This is a genomic window from Nocardia gipuzkoensis (genome assembly GCF_021183645.1).
Taxonomy (GTDB): Bacteria; Actinomycetota; Actinomycetes; order Mycobacteriales; family Mycobacteriaceae; genus Nocardia; species Nocardia abscessus.
Genome location: NZ_CP089225.1, coordinates 4,104,897 through 4,123,696 on the forward strand (window position 1 = coordinate 4,104,897; position 18,800 = coordinate 4,123,696).

Consider the following 18,800-nt stretch of genomic DNA (forward strand, 5'->3'; position numbering starts at 1 on the left):
GCAGGTCCTGTGGGACCTACCGGGCGCTTTCGTCATGTTCAGGGGTGGGGTAGACGCGATACATCCATCCACGCGTGTAGGCCGTCACCGCCACGTCCTCTGGCTCGCGTATCCACTCCAGTGGGGCGTTGGCTATCTCCTCGGAGGCTGCCATGGCGGTGCGCTCGTCGGGGTAGGGCCCCAAGTAGTCGTCGAAGTTGTCCCACGTCGATCCGACGAAGAGTGTGAACTGCGTGTCGCTCACGACCCCACCCCTTCCATCCGTGCTCTGCGGATGCGCCCGACGCCGATCATCACGAGTGCGGTGAGGAACATGAATAGATCCAATCCGCCGACGACGATCACTCCTGGAATCCAGGCAGGATTACCCGCCACATAGAAGCCGACGATCACCGGGATCATGATGACCGTCACTGCGCTGTAGGTGAGCAGTCCGCCCCATCTGCCCTCCGAATCGGACATGAGCCAGACCGTCAACCCGATGAACATCAGGATGAACGGAGACAGTGTGATCGTCATACCGAGCGCTGTGTTGCTCATAGCTTCCTATTCTCCCATTACCCCGAAACCTTGCGATAACTGCAGATGCCGATGGGAGAATCGGCGACCATGCAACGCAGATGGCTGCCAGCCGTTCTCCTGACGGCGGGACTCGCCGCCTGCTCCGCCGAGGAAGCGGCCACCTCACCGACAACGACGCCGAACACCAGGATCGTCACGGCACCGAAGACGCCGCCGTACGAACTCTCGGAGAACGGGCGCCAGCTGACCGCACTGGTACGCACCGACGACACCGAACTACTCCGGCTCGTGTTCCGCGAGATCTCAGGCCGGACCATCGCCACCCACCCCCCGGGCGGGTACTTCCTGAACATCGATTGCGCGATCGGCCACGAACCCGGCAAGCCTGCGAATCGACTGGCTGTAGCGAAGATGGCGGTCGGCCAGTTGGGCGCGGCACAAACCGGTTTAGAGGCGGGGAAGTCGACGATCGACTTCAACACTGGCCGCACCTGCCGAGAAGGCGCCGCGCCCACGACATTCGATCGCGCCCGGGTGCTGGATCGGGACTACGCGATCGAACTGTGCCGCGGACGGATTGAGGAGAAGTACGTCGCAGACCAGCGGCCGGTGAAGATGTTCGATGTGAACGTTACCGAGGCGGGCGGGACATGGATCGTCGCTGGTGTCGCGCAGGGGAAGTCGAACGGCGGCACAGAGAAGGCGAAGATGGCGTTCCAATGCTCCACGGTCAACGATGGCCTACTCCGAACAGAGCTGACGAAGTTCGATCCCGTTCGGTAGTCGACACTTGCACGACAACGCCCCGCAGGATTCCGTTCCTGCGGGGCGTTTCGTCATGTCTGGGCGGGAATGAGGTCGCTCGCCCGGAAGTGCCACGGATACCGGCCTGGTGTGTCGTCCACGGCCTGGATCATGACCGCGTCCGGGTCACCGTCCACATCCACTGCGAGGACCTCGAACACCGAGACGGGTGATGCTCGTACCTGCACTCGATCGCCGACCTGAAACGCCACAGGTGGAGGATACCCGGATACAGAACCACCCCCGACCTGGTGCGACAGTCGGGGGTGGGCTGCTTCCGTTCGTGCACTGAGGCCCGTGCGCGACCGAAACTTGGGTGAAGCTCAGTCCTGGCTGGCGATCAGCCGGACGTCCTCGCCGAGCCGACGCTTCGGCGCGTCGACACCGCGCGGGTCCTCGTTCCAGTTGTCGCCAGCGTTGCCGTCCGGACCCGGGGTGTACAGCTCCATGCGTCTATCCCTTTCGTTCGGTTCTTTCTTCGGATCCCCCGACGTTGTGACGGGGGAAGACTTCAGCGCCCGTACTCGCGATAGACGGGCTTGCTGGCCAACGCCCTTCCAGCTCCGGTGATGCGGTAGCCGCGGCCGTTTCCCTGGGCGAGTCCGGAACGTTCGAGTTCGGCGGCGTCCTGGTCGGCGACCCGCTCGGACAGTTCCGTCAGCTCGGACAGCTCCCGCACGGTCAGGCGCCGCTCGGACTCGGCCAGGGCGCCTAGCACCTTGGCCTTGGTTTCAGTGAGCGCCATCGACTTCCCTCCGCAACTCGGTGTCAGTGACGGCGTGCGGGGTGACGTCGATCGTGGGGACGCCGAGTTTCCGTGTGGCCGGGGTGGTGTCGAGCTCGCCGTAGTTGCGGATCTCCACCGGCCAGCCGTCGGGGCCGACGACCGACCACGTGCCGTCCTCGGATTGCAGGAAGCCCAGGGGCTCGTCGTCAGCCATCAGCGCGGATCCGATACGCGGGTGAGGGCAGCGATGAACAGCCGACAGCCGCCGTGTCCACCGTGAGTGGTCAACGCGAACCGTGCGTGTTCCAGGCCGCTGATGAAGCTGTCGTCGCATTTCTGCAACCGCCACCGGTTCAGCTGGTAGGGGGGAGCGACAGCGTTCACCGGTCGGCCCTCGCCGGAACGAAGTGCTTCGCGGCGATGAGCACGTCCATGGCGGCTTTCTTGGCGGCGCACACGGCGGCGTCGCAGTCGATGAGGTCCTGCATCACCTCGTGCGCCTCCTGGACGCCGTAAGGGGTGTCCGGCTCGGGGTGGCATCCACCTAGGCGCCCCAGGGCGGCGGGTAGCCATTCGAAGACCAGCAAGAGCATCAGGGCGATTGCAATAACGACTGCGACGATTCCGGGCATCGGATACCCCTTGGGCGCGTTGTGTGTTCTGTGTGGAGTTGCCCGGCGTCGGGGGAGTCGGGGGGCCAACCCGACGCCGGGTCATGCCGTTTATGTCGGCGTCATGACAATGACACAAATGACATGCCCTTGTCATCACATCCGGCAAATTCGTTGCCTAACCGTGGAATTCCGGCGTCGGAAGGTCGGGGAAGGAGTGCAACGTCCCCTGCGTCTCCACGATCGCGGCCAGCGCCTCACGGGCGAGCGGCTCCGTCGAAGCCATCGCGCCCCAGCCGCTTTCGCTGATGCCGTCGTGACTCAGTCCTGCCCAACGTCCCAGCGCGAGGGTGCCGTGGGTGTTGAACACCAACTGGATCGTGCCGCAGCTGCTGATGCCTTCCTCGGTGGCCGCGTACCAGCCGCACAACGAGCGGTTGCGGATGAGCCGGGATTCACCAACCCATGAATACGAACCGGTGTCGGCATGCGCCGGATCGGATTGTCCGATGATGCGGACGAACTCACCGTCCTGGCGGATCGTGAGCGTCTCCAGCTCGACGCGCTCGACGTCGTCCATCCATGTCTGCCAAGCGGAATACCACGTGCCGGAGAGGTCGAGGGCGGGTACGCCGTGCCCGGCCAAGGTGAGAAGCGAGATGTCCAGAGCGGCGGCCAGCCGGTCGGCCACGTCCAGCGGCGGCTGTGCGGGATTGGCGGCGTCTTCGTAGCGTGCGAGCTGCCGCAGGGAGATTCCGACCGCAGCGGCGAGTTCGGGCTGGCTCATCCCGAGGACCAGGCGGCGGTTCTTGATTACTTCGTATGTCTGCATGGCACGATAATGACGCATCCGGCATCCCCATGTCATGGATTGCAGGTAAGTCGTACGATATGGGGCATGGCCAGACTGATCCCGCCCGTCCCGTACCGGCTGACGATCGGCTCCAGCGAAGATCGCGAACCGTCCGAACCGGTGCGGAGGGAGCCGCTTCGCCTTACCGGCCATGTCCCCCTCGAGGTGGACGGCGGCGGAGACCGTAAGCTTCCCTCTCAAGACTGACTGTCTGCATGAAAGCCGCCCCGAACTCCAATCGGAGTCCGGGGCGGCTTCTTTGTGTTCGGGCGTCAGAGTTCGTAGAGGACGTCAAGGCTGCCGATGAGCCCCACTCGGCTCTCCTCCATCGCCGAGGCGTACCTCTGCCGTTGGGATTCCCACTCCACCAGGACGGACTCCGCCCCTCGGGGGGTGAACCCTCCGTCCGACTCGGCGCATAGCCGATCGACCGCATCCTCCATGGTCATCGCTCCAGAGGTGACCGCTTGGCCGAGGTTCTCGATCACGTCGATCAGCGCCATGCCTTCGATCCTTCCATCTGCATCCCTCCGCCGCGCTCGGTCAGCCATTTCGTCAGCGGCTCCATGAAGTCACGGAGCAGCTCCAGCTCATGAGGCATGTTGCGTGCGCACTCCTCCGGTACGTCGAACCGGATCACCACGGATCTCACCGGATGACGCTGAGCATGTCCGGGCACGCCACATCCACCATGGTGCCGAGGGTGTAGCCACGCTGGTGCGGGTAGTGGTCGACGGCCAGATGCTTGAGCGCCGCAGCCTTCCCGGCGGGGGTGGGGTCGGCGCGCAGGATGCCGCACACCTCGTTGGCGGTGGCGATGATCTCCGGCTGGAACTGACGGTTCACGCCGCCGAGCAGGAGGCGGACCTCCATCTGCTCGCCGTCGGTCCAGCCGGGCCACGGGGCGGCGTCGGCGGGCCACGGAGCGAGGGATAAGCCGGCAGCAGCGAGGGCGGTGAGAGCGACGCGGATCATCCCGGTCTCCTTCGGTTTGAATTGGGGAACTGCCGGGGCGGCGGTGCGCGTTGAAATAGACATAACGGTCCTAGATGGCGTGCTGACCAGGCGCTTTGGCGAGAGGTAGCATCCATGGGAGTCGAGACAACAGGAGGCGTGTTTTGCGTACCACGAGCAATCCGGTTTTCAGGAACCTGCCAAGGCAGGAGGGCGGTGGATACGCCAGCTTCGGTTCGGGCGTGACCTCCGCGGGACAGTTCGGCAACCAGTACGGTCAGCAGCCCCAGCAGTACGGTCAGTATCCGCAGCCGTACCAGCAGGCTCCCCCCGCCGCCCGGGCGATGACCATCGACGACGTGGTGACCAAGACGGGCATCACCCTCGCGGTGCTCGCGCTGTCGGCGATCGTCTCCTACGGCCTCACCAACGCGAACACCTCGCTCGCCCCGCTGTTCGTGATCGGCGGCGGCCTGGTCGGCCTGGTGCTGGTGCTGATCGCGACCTTCGCGAACAAGATGGACAACCCGGTGCTGGTGCTGTCCTACGCCGTCGCCGAGGGCCTTTTCCTCGGTGCGCTGTCGTTCATGTTCACCAACATCGAATTCGGTGGCGTCGGCGGTAGCGCGCTGATCGGTCAGGCGGTGCTCGGCACGTTCGGTGTCTTCGCGGGCATGCTGGTGGTCTACAAGACCGGCGCCATCCGGGTGACGCCGCGATTCACCAGGATCATCGTCGGCGCCATGATCGGCATCCTGGTCCTCGCGCTGGGCAATGTGGTGGCGAGCTTCTTCATCGACGGCGGCCTCGGCCTGCGTGACGGCGGCCCGCTGGCGATCGTGTTCAGCCTGGTGATCATCGCCGTCGCCGCGTTCAGCTTCCTGCTCGACTTCGATGCCGCGGATCAGCTGATCCGCGCGCAGGCCCCGGAGCGGGCGGCCTGGGGCGTCGCCCTCGGTCTCACCATCACCCTGGTCTGGCTGTACGTCGAGATCCTGCGGCTGCTGAGTTACTTCCAGAACGACTAGCCGTTCGGCAAAAGGGCGGTCGCCGGTTCTCCGGCGACCGCCCTTTTTCGTATGCCGATCAGCTCAGACGTTCGATGACCATCGCCATGCCCTGACCGCCGCCGACGCACATGGTCTCCAGACCGAACTGCTTGTCGTAGGTCTGCAGGTTGTTGAGCAGCGTGGTGGTGATCCGGGCGCCGGTCATGCCGAACGGGTGGCCCAGCGCGATCGCGCCACCGGAGACGTTCAGCTTGTCCTCGTCGATCTTCAGCTCCCGCGCCGAGCCGAGCACCTGCACCGCGAACGCCTCGTTGATCTCCACCAGGTCGATGTCGTCGATGGTCTTACCCGCCAGCGCCAGCGCGCGCTTACACGCCTCGATCGGGCCCAGGCCCATGATCTCCGGCGACAGGCCGGACACGCCGGTGGACACGATCCGCGCCAGCGGCGTCAGACCCAGCTCCTCGGCCTTGGTGTCGCTCATGATCACCAGCGCCGCGGCGCCGTCGTTGAGCGGGCAGCAGTTGCCCGCGGTGACGGTGCCGTCCGGGCGGAACACCGGCTTGAGCGCGGAGACCGCCTCGTAGGTGACGCCGGCGCGGGGACCGTCGTCCTTGCTGATCACGGTGCCGTCCGGCAGCGTCACCGGGGTGATCTCCCGCTCGAAGAAGCCGTTCTTGATGGCCTCCTCGGCGCGGTTCTGCGAGCGCACGCCCCAGCGGTCCTGGTCCTCGCGGGTGATGCCGGTGGAGGTCGCCACGTTCTCGGCGGTCTGTCCCATCGCGATGTAGACGTCGGGGATCAGGCCGTCCTCGCGCGGGTCGTGCCAGATGCCCGAGCCGCCCTCGGCGGTCTTCGCGGTGCGCGCCTGCGCCTCGGCGAACAGCGGGTTCTGCGTGTTCGGCCAGCTGTCGGCCGATCCGTTCACATACCGCGACACGGTCTCCACACCGGCGGAGATGAATACGTCGCCCTCACCCGCTTTGATCGCGTGGAACGCCATCCGGGTGGACTGCAGCGACGACGCGCAGTAGCGGTGCACGGTGGTGCCGGGCACGAAGTCGTAGCCGAGTTGCACGGCGACGACGCGGGCGATGTTGAAGCCCTGCTCGCCGCCGGGCGAACCGCAGCCCAGGATCAGATCGTCGATCTGGGCCGGGTCCAGGGCAGGCACCTTGTCGAGCGCTGCCCGCACAATCTGCGTGGTCAGATCGTCGGGCCGCAGGTCGACCAGCGAACCCTTGCGGGCCCGGCCGATCGGGGAGCGTGCGGTCGAAACGATGACGGCCTCAGGCATGAGGACTCCTTGGGTCGGACGGTTCTGACGAACCCTTCGTTCGGTTACTCACGGGTTCGTACCGAATCTACGTCCCGCCGTGGAGTACCGGAAGCGGGTGTCCCGCCCAGCGCCGCCAGCAGTACCGGCAGCAATTGCGCAGCGGCCAGTTCGTAACCCGCCGCCGACGGATGGAAGCCGTCGGCCGCGAAGAGCAGTTCGGGTGCGGCGCGGAACTCGGGGGCGAGCAGGTAGCCCATCCGCACCGGATGCCCGCCCGCGACCGTCGTCGCCACGTGCTGCGCCCTGGCCAACCGCAGGCTCCAGTTGTGCACCACGGTGCGCAGCGGCTGCGGGATGGCCGTGACGGTGCCCAGATTGGGGCAGGTGCCGACCACCACCACCGCGTCGGCGCGCCGCAACCGGGCGACCGCCGCGGCGAGCCTGCGCGCGGAGGCCCGGATCGAATGCTTCTTGGTGACGTCGTTGGCGCCCACGAGGATGACCGCGGCGTCCGGCGGCGGTCCCGCGACGAACATCGCGTCCACTTGACCGGCCAAGCCCTTGGACGTGGCGCCGGAGATCGCTTTGGTGCTCAACCGGACCCGCAGGCCGGTCGCTTCGGCCAGGCCGCGGGCCAGGCGGACGCCCGGCACCTCGTCGGCCACCAGGCAGCCGAGGCCCGCCGCGGTGGAGTCGCCGAAGATCATCAGGTGCAGGTCGGCGTGCTTTCCGGTGCGCCACGGCTCGGGCTCCGCGCAGCCCGCGGTGTAGATGCCGTCCGCTTCCGGCGGCTTCGAGGTGTCCCGGCCGATCGCGCCTCGGGCGACGCCCGCCTGTGCCATGAGCAGGCGATAGGTCGCCCACCACGCGGTGCCCGCGCCCGAACCGGCCAGCACGGCGGCGGCGCCGGTCACCGCCGCGGTACGCCAGCGAAACTGAGGTGCGCTCACGGCAGGAATTTTACGAAATCCGGCCGAAACGACCAGTGGCCGACGGCGTCACCCACGGCCGGTAACCGCTGCGATGTGGTCGCCCGGATCTCTCTCCGTCAGGCCGGGACCAGGAACGCGCCGCGGGCGGGGACGCTCGCGGCGTCGGTGGAAATGGTGACCTCCACCAAGCCCGGTCCGGTGTCCTGGAACAGCGCGTACTGGATGCTGCCGTAGATGCCGGTGACCACCGTGTTGTCGTAGCTGCCCGTGGCGCCGGTGGTGACATTGCGCCACGCCACCGTGGTGCGCACCTCGCACAGCGGCGCCAGCGGATAGATACCGGGCCCGATGCCGGTCACGGGTAGCGCACGAACATTGAGAATGGCGCGACCGGGCCATTCCGGACTGGTGTCGGCCCAGGTGCGGATGCTGGTCCAGCACAGACCACCGCGCGCCAGCGTGGGCACCTGCGGGAACTCGACGGTCGCCGCTTCCGCTTGCGCACCGGATCCGACCACTAGAGCCACCGCCGATCCGGCCAGAAGCATTGCGGCGCGAGCGATGTTCGGCTGCCTCATGGCAGCGATCCTAAGGGTGCGGGCGCCGATTCGCCGGTAGTCCGGGCCCGCTGCGTGCGGCGTGCGCGAACTCACAGTTAGTGCGTCTGCAACGATGGGGTCCATGCGCATCGCGGATCATGTCGTGGATCTCATCGGCAACACGCCGCTGGTCCGGTTGAACTCGGTCGTGGGACCGAACGCGGGGCTGGTCGCGGCCAAGATCGAATACCTCAACCCCGGCGGCAGCTCGAAGGACCGGATCGCGGTGAAGATGATCGACGCCGCCGAGCAGTCCGGCAAGCTGCGGCCCGGCGGCACCATCGTCGAGCCCACCTCCGGCAACACCGGCGTCGGCCTCGCCCTGGTCGCCCAGCAGCGCGGCTACAACTGCGTGTTCGTCTGCCCCGACAAGGTCAGCGAGGACAAGCGCAACGTGCTGCGCGCCTACGGCGCGGAGGTCGTGGTCTGCCCGACCGCCGTGCCGCCGGACCATCCGGACAGCTACTACAGCGTCTCCGACCGCCTGGTCCGCGAGATCGACGGTGCGTGGAAACCCGACCAGTACTCCAACCCCGGCGGCCCCGACAGTCACTACGAGACCACCGGCCCGGAGATCTGGCGCGACACCGATGGCAAGGTCACCCACTTCGTGGCCGGCGTCGGCACCGGCGGCACCATCACCGGCACCGGCCGCTACCTCAAGGAGGTCTCCGGCGGGAAGGTGCAGATCATCGGCGCCGACCCGGAGGGCTCGGTGTACTCCGGCGGCACCGGGCGGCCGTATCTGGTCGAGGGCGTCGGCGAGGACTTCTGGCCGTCGGCCTACGACCCCGCCGTGCCGGACGAGATCATCGCCGTCTCCGACGCGGATTCCTTCGACATGACCCGCAGGCTGGCCCGCGAGGAGGGCCTGCTGGTCGGCGGTTCCTGCGGCATGGCGGTCGTCGCGGCCGTCGAGGTGGCGCGGCGCGACCCGGACGCGGTGGTCGTGGTGCTGCTGCCCGACGGCGGCCGCGGTTACCTGTCGAAGATCTTCAACGACGAGTGGATGAGCTCCTACGGCTTCCTGCGCGAACGGCTGGACGGCACAGCCGAACCGCTCGTGGGTGACGTATTGCGCGGCAAGTCCGGCGAGTTGCCCGACCTGGTGCACACCCACCCGTCCGAAACGCTGCGCGACGCGATCGAGATCCTGCGCGAGTACGGCGTGTCCCAGATGCCCGTGGTCGGCGCCGAGCCGCCGGTCATGGCGGGCGAGGTCGCGGGCAGCGTCTCCGAACGCGATCTGCTGTCGGCGGTCTTCGAGGGCCGCGCCCACCTGACCGATTCGGTGGCCCAGCACATGAGCCCCTCGTTCCCGCTGATCGGCTCGGGTGAGCCCATCTCCGCCGCGACCAAGGCGCTCTCGGACACCGACGCGCTCATGGTCGTCGAGGACGGCAAACCGGTCGGCGTGATCACCCGCCACGACCTGCTCGGCTTCCTCAGCACGGGCAGCCTCGGCAAGTAGGCGAGGCCGCGCTAGGCCGGTCTCCTGCCGCGCACCGTTTCCCGCACGCCGCCGGTGATCAGGTCGGTCCATTCGTCGGCCAGCAGGGCCAGCCGGTACCAGGCGGCGTGCACCCGGGCGTCGGACACCTTCTCGGCGGTGTGCAGCAGATGGCTGGCGTGCACGTGGGCGGCGGCCATGCGGTCGACCGTGGCACCGAGGGATTCGGCGCGCAGATGGTCGGCCGGACGCTTGCGCGGCAGCTGCTCGACCACCCACGCGTCGATGGTCGCCACCAGTTCGGCTCGGCGGCAATCTATTCCGGCGGCGGCCAGCGGATCGCAGTGGCGCTGCCGGTGCAGCGCGGCCAGTGCTCTGGCCCAGGCGACCAGCGGGTGGTCTTCGCCCGAATCGCTCGGGTGACCGCCGAAGGCGGCGACCAGTTCGCGCTGGTCCGGCAGCGTGCGAGCGACGCCGTGCGAGCGCCGCGGCAGGTGGTCACGCACGAACATGGCCGGCTCCCAGTGTATTCGGAACCGAGCGGAGTGCGCTGCGGTCGATCGAGAACGTGTGCATCGTGCACCTCCAATGGGGTGGTGGTGGAGGCATCGCCCCAATGCCCGTGTCCTCCTATATCATCCGCGCTCGCGCTGGCCTGAGGGTGACGCTCGAATGGCACCTGCATGACAAGAGGTAACAATCCTCTACCGCTTCCAGTCCCGATCCTGTGAGGTCTACCGCTGCACCTCCCGATACCTCCTCGCTCGGGTGCGTGAGGTGCGAGAACCTTGACCCGGGGGCGCGCGATCGGTCAGCCGGGCAGGAGCTGATGGGACATGGCGAAGACGGCGGCGCCCGCGCGGGTGTGCTGGCCGGTCTTGCCGCGCAGTTCGGTGAGGTGGTGGGTGACGGTGCGTTCGGGAAGAAGCAGTGCGGCGGCGATCTCGCGGCCGCTGCGGCCACGGGCGGTCAGGCGGAGGACGTCGACCTCGGTGTCGGAGAGGCCGTGGTCGGCGTGGTCGGCGCGGTTCTCGGCGGCCGCGATCACGGCGGCGCAGGCGTCGCCGTCGAGACGGCCCGCGCCGACCTCGGCGCCCAGGTGAGCCGCGGCTTCGGCGGGACGGGCCGCGGGACGATACGGCCGCGCCTCGGTGCAGGCCGCGAAGACGTCCGCGGCCGCGAGTAGTCGGGAGGCGGGCGAAGAGTCCTGCTCGGCCCGGGGATAGCCGCTGCCGTCGAGCCGCTCGTGATGACCTGCCGCGAGCTCGGCCAGATCCGCCAGCCCGGGGCAGCGGCGCAGGATGCGTCCGGTCCAATAGCTGTGCAGCCGAACGCGTTTCCAGTCCGCGCGGCCGAGTGGGCCGCCGCGGTCCCAGACCGCGCTGGACACCGCGGCGCGGCCGAGGTCGTGCAGCAGGGCGGCGGCGCGCAGTGCCGCCCGCTCGTCGGCGGGCACGCCCATCCGGGCGGCCGCGGCCGCGGCGAGTCCGGCGACATGCGCGGAATGGCCCAGCAGGTAGCGGCCTTTCAAGTCGACGATCATGGCCAGGGCCGAGCTGGGCCGGTCGAGTTCTTCGGCCGGAAGCGAGTTCGGCGTACCCGGTTCCGCGGCCAAGACGGCGGCGAGCAGGTCGGGTACGTCGAGCGCCTCTCGGATGAGGGCGGCGTCGCAGACGGCGACCAGGTCGGGATCGAGATGCCCGCCTGCCCGTCGTCGCAACTCGGCGAGAACGATGTGCAGCCGCCGCGCGCGAGTGCCCGAGGCGGCGCGGGGCCGGTCCGGCTCGGCCGCCGGATGCCCGATGCCACTGGGCGAGGTGGCGCCGTGCCCGGTCGCGGGTTCCTTGCCGACCGCGTCGAGCGCGAGCACCGCCTGTTCGGCCACGTGCAGGATTCGGCCGGGAAGCGAGATGGCTTCCCCGCGCAGCTGTTCCGGCGCACCGAGTCCGTCCCAGCGTTCCTCCACCTCGGTCAGCGCGCGAACGGCGGCGTCCGGCAGACCCAGTCGCGACCCGAACGTCCGGACGATCTCGCACGAGGAGCGCAGGGCCTGCTGCGGCGCGCCGGCCGGCATCTGCGCGACGAACCGATTGCGCAGGGCCGATTGAGCCGCGGGCGACCAACTCCCGAACCGGCGCAGCTGCTCGGTGAAGACGCCGGGATCACCCGGATCGAGCACATGGCACGCACGCTGGAAGGCGATGTCGTCGGCGTAGGACTCCGCGTTCTCCGAGGCTCGGCTGGTGCACCCGACCGCGCCGAGCAGGGCGGCGAGGAAGACCGCGCGGCGCTCGGCGTCCGGCAGTCCGATCCGTTCGGCGAGGCCGGTGGCGAGCAGGCAGGTGGCCAGCCCCTTCTCGAACGGCATTCCGGTGGCGAGATCGGTGGTGAGCGACAGCGCCGCGAGCACCTCGGTGGCGCGGATCGACGACATGCACCGACAGTAGTGTCCGCGCGCGGGTCGCGCAGGACCGATTCTCTTCTCCTGGACCGGAATCCGCGTCCCGTGCCGCATGCGGGGAATTAGCCCGTGTGGCACCGGCACGGGGCTCGCTTCCGGCCTCCGGCACGGTGAATTCGATGTCACACAAGCCGGAAATAAATATGGCAATTTGCTCGCGAATGCGGACTTCGAGGCAAGTCTTGGAGGTATAACCGGGCGGGACGCAATCGTGGCAAACACTCGTATCGCCGACAGACAGCGAAGGGAAGGTAATGCGCACCTCCGGTTCGGCCATCGATTACCAGCAGGGGCTGTCCGACGCGTGGAGTTCCGTGGCGACGTTCGTGCCCGAGTTCGCCGGGTTCCTCCTCATTTTGTTCATCGGCTGGCTGGTCGCGAAAGCGACCGCCGCGATCGTCGGCAAGGTGCTGCGGCGGATGGGATTCGACCGGCTCGCCGAGCGCGGCGGCATCCGGCAGGTGCTGTCGCGCAGCCGGTACGACGCCGGTGAGGTCCTGGCGAAGCTGGCGTACTACGCGATCCTGTTGATCGCGCTGCAACTCGGCTTCGGGGTCTTCGGCCCGAACCCGGTGAGCGAGACGATCACCGGCGTGGTCGCCTGGCTGCCCAAGGCGGGCGTCGCGATCGTCGTCCTGGTGGTCGCGGGCGCGGTCGCCCACGCGGTGCGCGACATGGTGGGCGGCCTGCTCGGCGGGCTGTCCTACGGCGCGATGGTCGGCCGGATCGCGGCGGTGTTCGTCTGGGGCGTCGGCATCGTGGCGGCGCTCGACCAGGTCGGCGTGGCCACCTCGGTGACGCTGCCGATCCTGGTCACGGTGCTCGCCACCATCGGCGGCATCCTGGTGGTCGGCGTCGGCGGCGGCATGATCCGCCCGATGCAGCAGCGCTGGGAGAACTGGCTCAGTGGCCTCGAGGAGCAGATGCCCGCGGTCCGCGGACACGCCGCGGCCTACCGGCACGGCCGGGCGGACGCCGCTCGAGAGCGACTGTGGATGGATCAGCAAGCGGCGCGGGGGCAGCAGTGGGAAGACCGGCCCGGCCCCGACGAGGACTGGCTGTGGGACCGGCCGGTCGGTCGCGACGAGGGAGGGCCGTGGCAAGGTGGTCCGGCTCAGCCCTGGGAACAGCACGGCGCGCGGCCCCGGGGGCGGCATCGCGGGGAGGGATCGAGGCCGGTCTATCCGCAGTCGGGGGAGTACTCGGACCATCTCGATGGGGACGATTTTCGCTAGCGGCTCGCCTCGAGGCACACCCGGTGCGATGTGCCTGAATATGGCAATTGTCCAGTTTTCTCTGGTCGGCGATTTTTATCCGCCACGGTTCGTTAGGTAATCGGACCCCAGGAATTCGAAGGCGAAAGCGTTTTCAGCGGAAGGCATTCGCATCCGTCAAGGCCCGGCCGAGCACCAGCTGGTGCACCTCGGCGGTGCCCTCGTAGGTGAGCACCGACTCCAAATTGTTCGCATGGCGAAGCACGGGATAGTCGAGCGTGATGCCGTTGGCGCCGAGGATGGTGCGACACTCGCGAGCGATGGCGATGGCCTCGCGCGTGCTGTTCAGCTTGCCCGCGCTCACCTGTTCGGGCGTGACCTCGCCGCGGTCCTTGAGCCGCGCGATGTGCAGCGCGAGCAGCTGACCTTTGCCGAACTCCAGCGCCATGTCGGCGAGTTTGGCCTGGGTGAGCTGGTAGGCCGCAAGCGGCTTGTCGAACACCTCGCGGGTCCTGGCGTACTCGATGGTGGACGCCAGACATTCGCGCGCCGCGCCCAGCGCGCCGAAGACGATGCCGAACCGCGCCTCGCCCAGGCAGGCCAGCGGCGAGGCCAGTCCGCGCGACCCGGGCAGCACCGCGTCGGCGGGCAGGCGGACGTCGTCGAAGTCCAGCTCCGCGGTGATCGACGCGCGCAGCGACAGTTTGCGGTGCATCTCGCGCGCCGTGAACCCGGGCGTGCCCGCGGGTACCAGGAATCCGCGGATCACCTGCTTGCCCTCGTCCTCGGTCTGCGCCCAGACCACCGCGACGTCGCTCACCGACCCGTTGGTGATCCACATCTTCGATCCGTTCAGCACCCAGTCGGCGCCGTCGCGCTCGGCCCGGGTGCGCATGCCGCCGGGGTTCGAGCCGAAGTCGGGTTCGGTCAGCCCGAAGCAGCCGAGCACGCGGCCCGCGGCCAACTCGGGCAACCACTGCTGCTTCTGTTCCTCCGAGCCGTATTTGTGGATCGCCGTCATCGCCAGCGAGCCCTGGACCGAGACCATGCTGCGGACGCCGGAGTCGACCGCCTCCAGCTCCTGGCAGGCCAGGCCGTAGGTGGTCGCCGACATGCCCGCGCAGCCGTATCCCTCCAGATGCATGCCGAGCAGGCCGAGTTCGCCCAGTTCCGGGGCGATCTCGCGGGCCGGGAAGGTGCCCGCCTCGAACCACTCCGCGATGTGCGGACGCAGCCGCTTGGCCGCGAAGGCCGCGACGGTGTCCCGGATCTCGCGCTCGTCCTCGGACAGCAGCGCATCGGTGGCGAAGAGTTCTTCCACGGTGACCATGGACTCAGCGTAAACGGGGACGGAGGCGAGGAGACCGAGCTCACGTCTGCGGACCTCGGACGCAAGATTTCCGGCACAGACCTGATACGCACGTAAATTCGATCGCATCGAAGGGCGTACGAGCACCGTGCCGACGCCGTTGCGGCGGTTTGCCCGATTTGCCCGCGCGCACGGCCGCGATATGCAAGACCGGGAAGTTGCCCGGGCATCGCCCCGATTAGGCTGGCCCTCATGAGCGAGCTGGGATTCTCCACACGGGCCGTGCACGCCGGGTACGAACCCGATCCGCAGACCGGCGCGGTGAATGTGCCCATCTACGCGAGTTCGACGTTCGCCCAGGACGGCGTGGGCGGGTTGCGCGGCGGTTTCGAATACGCCCGCACCGGCAACCCGACGCGGTCGGTGCTGGAGGCGAACCTCGCCGCGCTGGAATCGGGCCGCTACGGCCGGGCGTTCGCGTCCGGCATGGCCGCGACCGACTGTGCGCTGCGCGCCACGCTGCGTCCGGGTGATCACATCGTGATCCCCGACGACGCCTACGGCGGCACCTTCCGGCTGATCGACAAGGTCTTCAGCCAGTGGGGCATCGAGCATTCCCCCGCGCACGTGTTCAACGTGGACGAGATGCGCGCCGCGATCCGGCCGAACACCAAGCTGGTGTGGATCGAGACCCCGACCAACCCGCTGCTGAGCATCGGCGACATCCCCGCGCTGGCCGACGTCGCGCACGCCGCGGGCGCGAAACTGGTGGTGGACAACACCTTCGCGACCCCTTATCTGCAGCAGCCCCTGCTGCTGGGCGCCGACATCGTGGTGCACTCCACCACCAAGTACCTGGGCGGGCACTCCGACGTCATCGGCGGCGCGCTGATCACGAACGATCCGGAACTCGACGCGGCGTTCGCGTTCCTGCAGAACGGCGCGGGCGCGGTGCCCGGCCCGTTCGACGCCTTCCTCACGCTGCGCGGCATCAAGACCCTCGCGCTGCGGATGGAGCGGCACTGCGACAACGCCGAAACCCTGGCCGAGTTCCTGTCCGGGCACCCCGCGATCTCGCAGGTGATCTACCCCGGCCTGCCGGAGCACCCGGGCCATGCCGTCGCGGGCAAGCAGATGCGGCGGTTCGGCGGGATGATCTCGGTGCGCCTGCACGGCGACGTCGAGGCGGCGCGCAAGTTCTGCTCGCGCACCGAAGTGTTCACCCTCGCCGAGTCGCTGGGCGGCATCGAATCGTTGATCGAGCATCCGGCCGCGATGACGCACGCCTCCACGGAGGGTTCCGAGCTGGAGGTGCCCGCGGATCTGGTGCGGCTCTCGGTCGGAATCGAGGATGTCAGCGACCTGCTTGCGGACATCGAACAGGCATTGAGCTAGGTTCACGGACATGAGGAAGCGGCCGCACCCGATGATCGGGCGCGGCCGCTCGTGTCCGCGGGGGTGTCGGCCGGGCGCGGGGCCACGGCCGAGTGCATCAGCTGTGGTAGGGCTCGGCGCTGAGCAGGGTGACCTTCATCGTGTTGCCGTTGGGCAGCGTGTACTCCCTGGTCTCGCCCACCTTGGCGTCGATGAGCGCGCCACCGAGCGGGGAGTTCGGCGAGTAGGTCTCCAGCTTGGAATCGTTGAGGCCCTCCTCGCGCGTGGCGATCAGGAAGGTCTCGGTGTCCGTCTCGTCGCCGTCGTAGTAGACCTTGACGACCGACCCGGGAAGTGCGACGCCGGATTTGGTGGGGGCGACCCCGACCTTGGCGTTGTTCAGCAGCTCTTGCAGCTGGCGAATGCGCGCCTCCTGCTGACCCTGCTCCTCGCGCGCGGCGTGGTATCCGCCGTTCTCCTTGAGGTCGCCCTCTTCCCGGCGTTCGTTGATCTCGGCGGCGATGACCGGACGGTTGGCGATGAGCGCGTCGAGTTCGCTCTTGAGCCTGTCGTGCGACTCCGGGGTCAGCCAGGTCACTTGCGTCTCAGTCATCTCGATCACTCCCTAGTAGTTGTTCCCGGCGGGCCGGGATTCCCTGAGCACCGGCGTGTACCCACCCGGAAGCGGGCACGCACCAGTCGACGGCTAGAGCGATCCTGGGAAGTTCAACGAACCCCGACAGGCCCTTGGTCGCGGGCATGCTCGCAAGCCCGAACCGTCAGCGCTGGCCGCCAATGCAGCAAACACGGCTCCGAGCCCCGGAACCGTGTATCACGCCATTTTAGCATGATTCACAAATGTGCAGGTCGGAGTTGATTTCGTGGGCAGGTCACCGGTGGATGCGCGGAAATCAGCCAGCTCTTAGATAGCCGGGTACCTGATCGCTGCACGCGTAAACACTGCCCGAGGCGGGCCGTGCGGACGAGCGCACGACGGTGGTCAGCTCCACCGTCCCGCTGCCCGACGGTTCGACCAGCACCTCGCGGCGGCCGAGTTCGGAGCCGTCGCGCGCCATGGCGCGCACGAAACACACCACCGGCCGCTGCGGGTCGGCCCTGGTGACCTTGAGCCGGATGGTCATGGTCGAGTCGTCGACGACGACGTACCCGAGCTGCTCGGCCTCGATGTCGTCCGGCCCGTATTTCTGGTATCCGAGATAGGCGACGCCGAGCCCGGCGAGCACCACGACCACGCCGAGCGCGGGGACGACCCATCGGCGCCGCTTGCGGGGCCGGGTGCCGTAGCGGTCGGCGGGCGGGCCGCCCGGCGACGCCGCCCTGGCCTCGGCGTCACCGCCGGCTTCCGGCGCGGGCTGGCTCATGCTGGTCGCTCCCGGGGGGTACGTCGGAACAAATGTGGGTCGAATGGAACTATAGGTAACGAAGCCCCGACACCCGCGACCAGAGCGACGGAGAACGAGACGTGAGTGGCCTTCGCCTCATGGCGGTGCACGCCCACCCAGACGACGAATCCAGCAAGGGTGCCGCGACGACCGCCCGCTACGCCGACGAAGGACACGACGTCCTCGTCGTGACGCTGACCGGCGGAGAGCGTGGAAGCATCCTGAACCCGGCCATGGACACGCCCGGCGTCCTGGAGCGGATCCACGAGATCCGCCGCGAGGAGATGGCCGCCGCGGCCCGCGCGCTCGGCGTGCGCCAGCACTGGCTCGGCTTCGTCGACTCGGGCCTGCCCGAGGGCGACCCGCTGCCGCCGCTGCCCGAGGGCTGCTTCGCGCTGGTTCCGCTGGAGGAGGCCACCGAGGCCTTGGTGCGCGTGGTGCGCGAGTTCAAGCCGCACGTGATCACCACCTACGACGAGACCGGCGGCTACCCGCACCCCGACCACATCCGCTGCCACGAGGTGTCGATGGCGGCGTTCGAGGCGGCGGGCGATCCCGAGCGCTTCCCCGCGGCGGGGGAGCCGTGGACGCCGCTCAAGCTGTACTACGACCACGGCTTCAGCATGCGGCGGATGGAGGTGTTCGCCGCGGAGTACGAGCGTCTCGGCGAGCCGTTCCCGATGCAGGAGTGGCTGGACCGGATGCGCAAGTACACCGCCGAGCGCGGTGACATGTTCTCCCGGATCACCACCCAGATCGAGTGCTCCAAGTACTTCCCGCAGCGCGACGACGCCTTGCGCGCGCACGCGACGCAGATCGACCCCAACGGCGCGTTCTTCGCCGTTCCGCTGGAGATACAGCAGCGGTTGTGGCCGACCGAGGAGTTCGAGCTGGCCAAGACCAGGGTGCGCACCGAACTCCCGGAGACCGACCTGTTCGCGGGCATCGAGGACGAGCGGTCGTGACGCTGGTCCTGCTCGCCCAGACGCCCGGCACGCCGACCGGCCCCGAGTTCGGCAAGGCGTCGCCGCTCGGCCTGGTCATCGTGCTGCTCCTGCTCGCGGGCACCTTCCTGCTGATCCGGTCGATGAACCGGCACATCAAGGGCCTGCCCGCGACCTTCGAGCCCGAGCATCCCGAGCCGGACCAGGAGGCCGACGAGGGAACCGAGCACGGCATCACCCGGCGCGCCGAGGAGTCGAAGGGCGCCGACCCCGAGGGACGCGCCGAGTCGAGCTGACCGGCGCGGGCCCCTGAACTGCGCGTTGTTACCTTTCCGCGTTCTCTTTCGTCACTGA

26 protein-coding genes are annotated in these 18,800 nt (G+C 68.3%); 7 read left to right on the forward strand and 19 right to left on the reverse strand.

Going from position 1 to position 18,800, the window contains the following annotated elements:
• Nucleotides 1-16 precede the first annotated feature (16 nt).
• Together LTT66_RS18435 and LTT66_RS18440 are read right to left on the reverse strand one after the other, a co-directional pair.
• On the reverse strand, nucleotides 17-244 hold the full coding sequence (locus tag LTT66_RS18435; RefSeq protein WP_233059904.1) for a hypothetical protein: 228 nt from the start codon (nucleotides 242-244) through the stop codon (nucleotides 17-19).
• Nucleotides 241-540, reverse strand: a complete 300-nt coding sequence (locus LTT66_RS18440) for a hypothetical protein (protein WP_233059905.1) — start codon at nucleotides 538-540, stop codon at nucleotides 241-243. Before LTT66_RS18440 ends, LTT66_RS18435 begins: the two co-directional genes overlap by 4 nt.
• Nucleotides 541-810: 270 nt before the next feature.
• Between LTT66_RS18440 and LTT66_RS18445 the strand changes: the two genes are divergently transcribed.
• Nucleotides 811-1,305 carry a hypothetical protein gene (locus tag LTT66_RS18445; RefSeq protein ID WP_233059906.1) on the forward strand — a complete coding sequence of 165 codons (495 nt, stop codon included), beginning with the start codon at nucleotides 811-813 and terminating at the stop codon, nucleotides 1,303-1,305.
• A gap of 53 nt (nucleotides 1,306-1,358) precedes the next feature.
• On the opposite strand, the gene LTT66_RS18450 is transcribed toward LTT66_RS18445, so the two are convergent.
• The 9 genes from LTT66_RS18450 to LTT66_RS18485 form a co-directional block, all read right to left on the reverse strand.
• Complete coding sequence (locus LTT66_RS18450) at nucleotides 1,359-1,538, reverse strand: hypothetical protein (protein ID WP_233059907.1); 180 nt, start codon at nucleotides 1,536-1,538, stop codon at nucleotides 1,359-1,361.
• A 111-nt stretch (nucleotides 1,539-1,649) separates the two neighbouring features.
• Nucleotides 1,650-1,775, reverse strand: coding sequence for a hypothetical protein (locus LTT66_RS37100; RefSeq protein ID WP_269821961.1), 126 nt, complete (start codon nucleotides 1,773-1,775; stop codon nucleotides 1,650-1,652).
• Between the two features lie 62 nt (nucleotides 1,776-1,837).
• Nucleotides 1,838-2,071, reverse strand: coding sequence for an HTH domain-containing protein (locus tag LTT66_RS18455; RefSeq protein ID WP_233059908.1), 234 nt, complete (start codon nucleotides 2,069-2,071; stop codon nucleotides 1,838-1,840).
• Nucleotides 2,058-2,267, reverse strand: a complete 210-nt coding sequence (locus tag LTT66_RS18460; RefSeq protein ID WP_233059909.1) for a hypothetical protein — start codon at nucleotides 2,265-2,267, stop codon at nucleotides 2,058-2,060. Before LTT66_RS18460 ends, LTT66_RS18455 begins: the two co-directional genes overlap by 14 nt.
• 166 nt (nucleotides 2,268-2,433) lie before the next feature.
• On the reverse strand, nucleotides 2,434-2,685 hold the full coding sequence (locus LTT66_RS18465) for a hypothetical protein (RefSeq protein WP_233059910.1): 252 nt from the start codon (nucleotides 2,683-2,685) through the stop codon (nucleotides 2,434-2,436).
• A gap of 157 nt (nucleotides 2,686-2,842) precedes the next feature.
• Nucleotides 2,843-3,496: a helix-turn-helix domain-containing protein gene (locus LTT66_RS18470; protein ID WP_233059911.1), complete on the reverse strand. Its 654-nt coding sequence runs from the start codon at nucleotides 3,494-3,496 to the stop codon at nucleotides 2,843-2,845.
• 293 nt (nucleotides 3,497-3,789) lie between these two features.
• Nucleotides 3,790-4,020 carry a hypothetical protein gene (locus tag LTT66_RS18475; RefSeq protein ID WP_233059912.1) on the reverse strand — a complete coding sequence of 77 codons (231 nt, stop codon included), beginning with the start codon at nucleotides 4,018-4,020 and terminating at the stop codon, nucleotides 3,790-3,792.
• Entirely contained in the window at nucleotides 4,011-4,169 is a 159-nt protein-coding gene (locus LTT66_RS18480; protein WP_233059913.1) for a hypothetical protein, read from the reverse strand. The genes LTT66_RS18475 and LTT66_RS18480 overlap by 10 nt, the downstream gene beginning before the upstream one ends.
• Entirely contained in the window at nucleotides 4,166-4,492 is a 327-nt protein-coding gene (locus LTT66_RS18485) for a hypothetical protein (RefSeq protein ID WP_233059914.1), read from the reverse strand. The genes LTT66_RS18480 and LTT66_RS18485 overlap by 4 nt, the downstream gene beginning before the upstream one ends.
• 143 nt (nucleotides 4,493-4,635) lie before the next feature.
• On the opposite strand from LTT66_RS18485, the gene LTT66_RS18490 reads away from it, so the two are divergent.
• Entirely contained in the window at nucleotides 4,636-5,499 is an 864-nt protein-coding gene (locus tag LTT66_RS18490) for a Bax inhibitor-1/YccA family protein (protein ID WP_233059915.1), read from the forward strand.
• A 58-nt stretch (nucleotides 5,500-5,557) separates the two neighbouring features.
• On the opposite strand, the gene LTT66_RS18495 is transcribed toward LTT66_RS18490, so the two are convergent.
• The 3 genes from LTT66_RS18495 to LTT66_RS18505 all read right to left on the reverse strand — a co-directional run bounded on the left by LTT66_RS18495 (nucleotide 5,558) and on the right by LTT66_RS18505 (nucleotide 8,270).
• Nucleotides 5,558-6,778, reverse strand: a complete 1,221-nt coding sequence (locus LTT66_RS18495; protein WP_233059916.1) for an acetyl-CoA C-acetyltransferase — start codon at nucleotides 6,776-6,778, stop codon at nucleotides 5,558-5,560.
• 44 nt (nucleotides 6,779-6,822) lie between these two features.
• The gene (locus tag LTT66_RS18500) at nucleotides 6,823-7,710 is read right to left on the reverse strand and encodes an SGNH/GDSL hydrolase family protein (RefSeq protein ID WP_233059917.1); all 888 of its coding nucleotides are present in this window, start codon (nucleotides 7,708-7,710) and stop codon (nucleotides 6,823-6,825) included.
• Between the two features lie 98 nt (nucleotides 7,711-7,808).
• Entirely contained in the window at nucleotides 7,809-8,270 is a 462-nt protein-coding gene (locus tag LTT66_RS18505; RefSeq protein WP_195067709.1) for a hypothetical protein, read from the reverse strand.
• Nucleotides 8,271-8,373: 103 nt separating this feature from the next.
• On the opposite strand from LTT66_RS18505, the gene LTT66_RS18510 reads away from it, so the two are divergent.
• A complete protein-coding gene (locus tag LTT66_RS18510) occupies nucleotides 8,374-9,762 on the forward strand; it encodes a cystathionine beta-synthase (RefSeq protein ID WP_043697701.1) in 1,389 nt (462 codons plus the stop codon).
• Nucleotides 9,763-9,773: 11 nt separating this feature from the next.
• On the opposite strand, the gene LTT66_RS18515 is transcribed toward LTT66_RS18510, so the two are convergent.
• On the reverse strand, nucleotides 9,774-10,253 hold the full coding sequence (locus LTT66_RS18515; RefSeq protein WP_233059918.1) for a DUF4254 domain-containing protein: 480 nt from the start codon (nucleotides 10,251-10,253) through the stop codon (nucleotides 9,774-9,776).
• Between the two features lie 299 nt (nucleotides 10,254-10,552).
• Nucleotides 10,553-12,175, reverse strand: a complete 1,623-nt coding sequence (locus LTT66_RS18520) for an HD domain-containing phosphohydrolase (RefSeq protein WP_233059919.1) — start codon at nucleotides 12,173-12,175, stop codon at nucleotides 10,553-10,555.
• A gap of 281 nt (nucleotides 12,176-12,456) precedes the next feature.
• Between LTT66_RS18520 and LTT66_RS18525 the strand changes: the two genes are divergently transcribed.
• Nucleotides 12,457-13,437, forward strand: a complete 981-nt coding sequence (locus tag LTT66_RS18525) for a mechanosensitive ion channel family protein (protein WP_233059920.1) — start codon at nucleotides 12,457-12,459, stop codon at nucleotides 13,435-13,437.
• A gap of 133 nt (nucleotides 13,438-13,570) precedes the next feature.
• On the opposite strand, the gene LTT66_RS18530 is transcribed toward LTT66_RS18525, so the two are convergent.
• Nucleotides 13,571-14,746, reverse strand: coding sequence for an acyl-CoA dehydrogenase family protein (locus LTT66_RS18530; RefSeq protein ID WP_233059921.1), 1,176 nt, complete (start codon nucleotides 14,744-14,746; stop codon nucleotides 13,571-13,573).
• Nucleotides 14,747-14,977: 231 nt separating this feature from the next.
• On the opposite strand from LTT66_RS18530, the gene LTT66_RS18535 reads away from it, so the two are divergent.
• A complete protein-coding gene (locus tag LTT66_RS18535) occupies nucleotides 14,978-16,120 on the forward strand; it encodes a cystathionine gamma-synthase (RefSeq protein WP_195033509.1) in 1,143 nt (380 codons plus the stop codon).
• Nucleotides 16,121-16,217: 97 nt separating this feature from the next.
• On the opposite strand, the gene greA is transcribed toward LTT66_RS18535, so the two are convergent.
• Nucleotides 16,218-16,712, reverse strand: a complete 495-nt coding sequence (greA, locus tag LTT66_RS18540) for a transcription elongation factor GreA (protein WP_043697694.1) — start codon at nucleotides 16,710-16,712, stop codon at nucleotides 16,218-16,220.
• 298 nt (nucleotides 16,713-17,010) lie between these two features.
• On the reverse strand, nucleotides 17,011-17,481 hold the full coding sequence (locus LTT66_RS18545; protein WP_181723405.1) for a DUF4307 domain-containing protein: 471 nt from the start codon (nucleotides 17,479-17,481) through the stop codon (nucleotides 17,011-17,013).
• A gap of 119 nt (nucleotides 17,482-17,600) precedes the next feature.
• Between LTT66_RS18545 and mca the strand changes: the two genes are divergently transcribed.
• Entirely contained in the window at nucleotides 17,601-18,467 is an 867-nt protein-coding gene (mca, locus tag LTT66_RS18550; RefSeq protein ID WP_233069316.1) for a mycothiol conjugate amidase Mca, read from the forward strand.
• On the forward strand, nucleotides 18,464-18,742 hold the full coding sequence (locus LTT66_RS18555; protein WP_233059922.1) for a hypothetical protein: 279 nt from the start codon (nucleotides 18,464-18,466) through the stop codon (nucleotides 18,740-18,742). The genes mca and LTT66_RS18555 overlap by 4 nt, the downstream gene beginning before the upstream one ends.
• The last annotated feature ends 58 nt before the right edge of the window (nucleotides 18,743-18,800 follow it).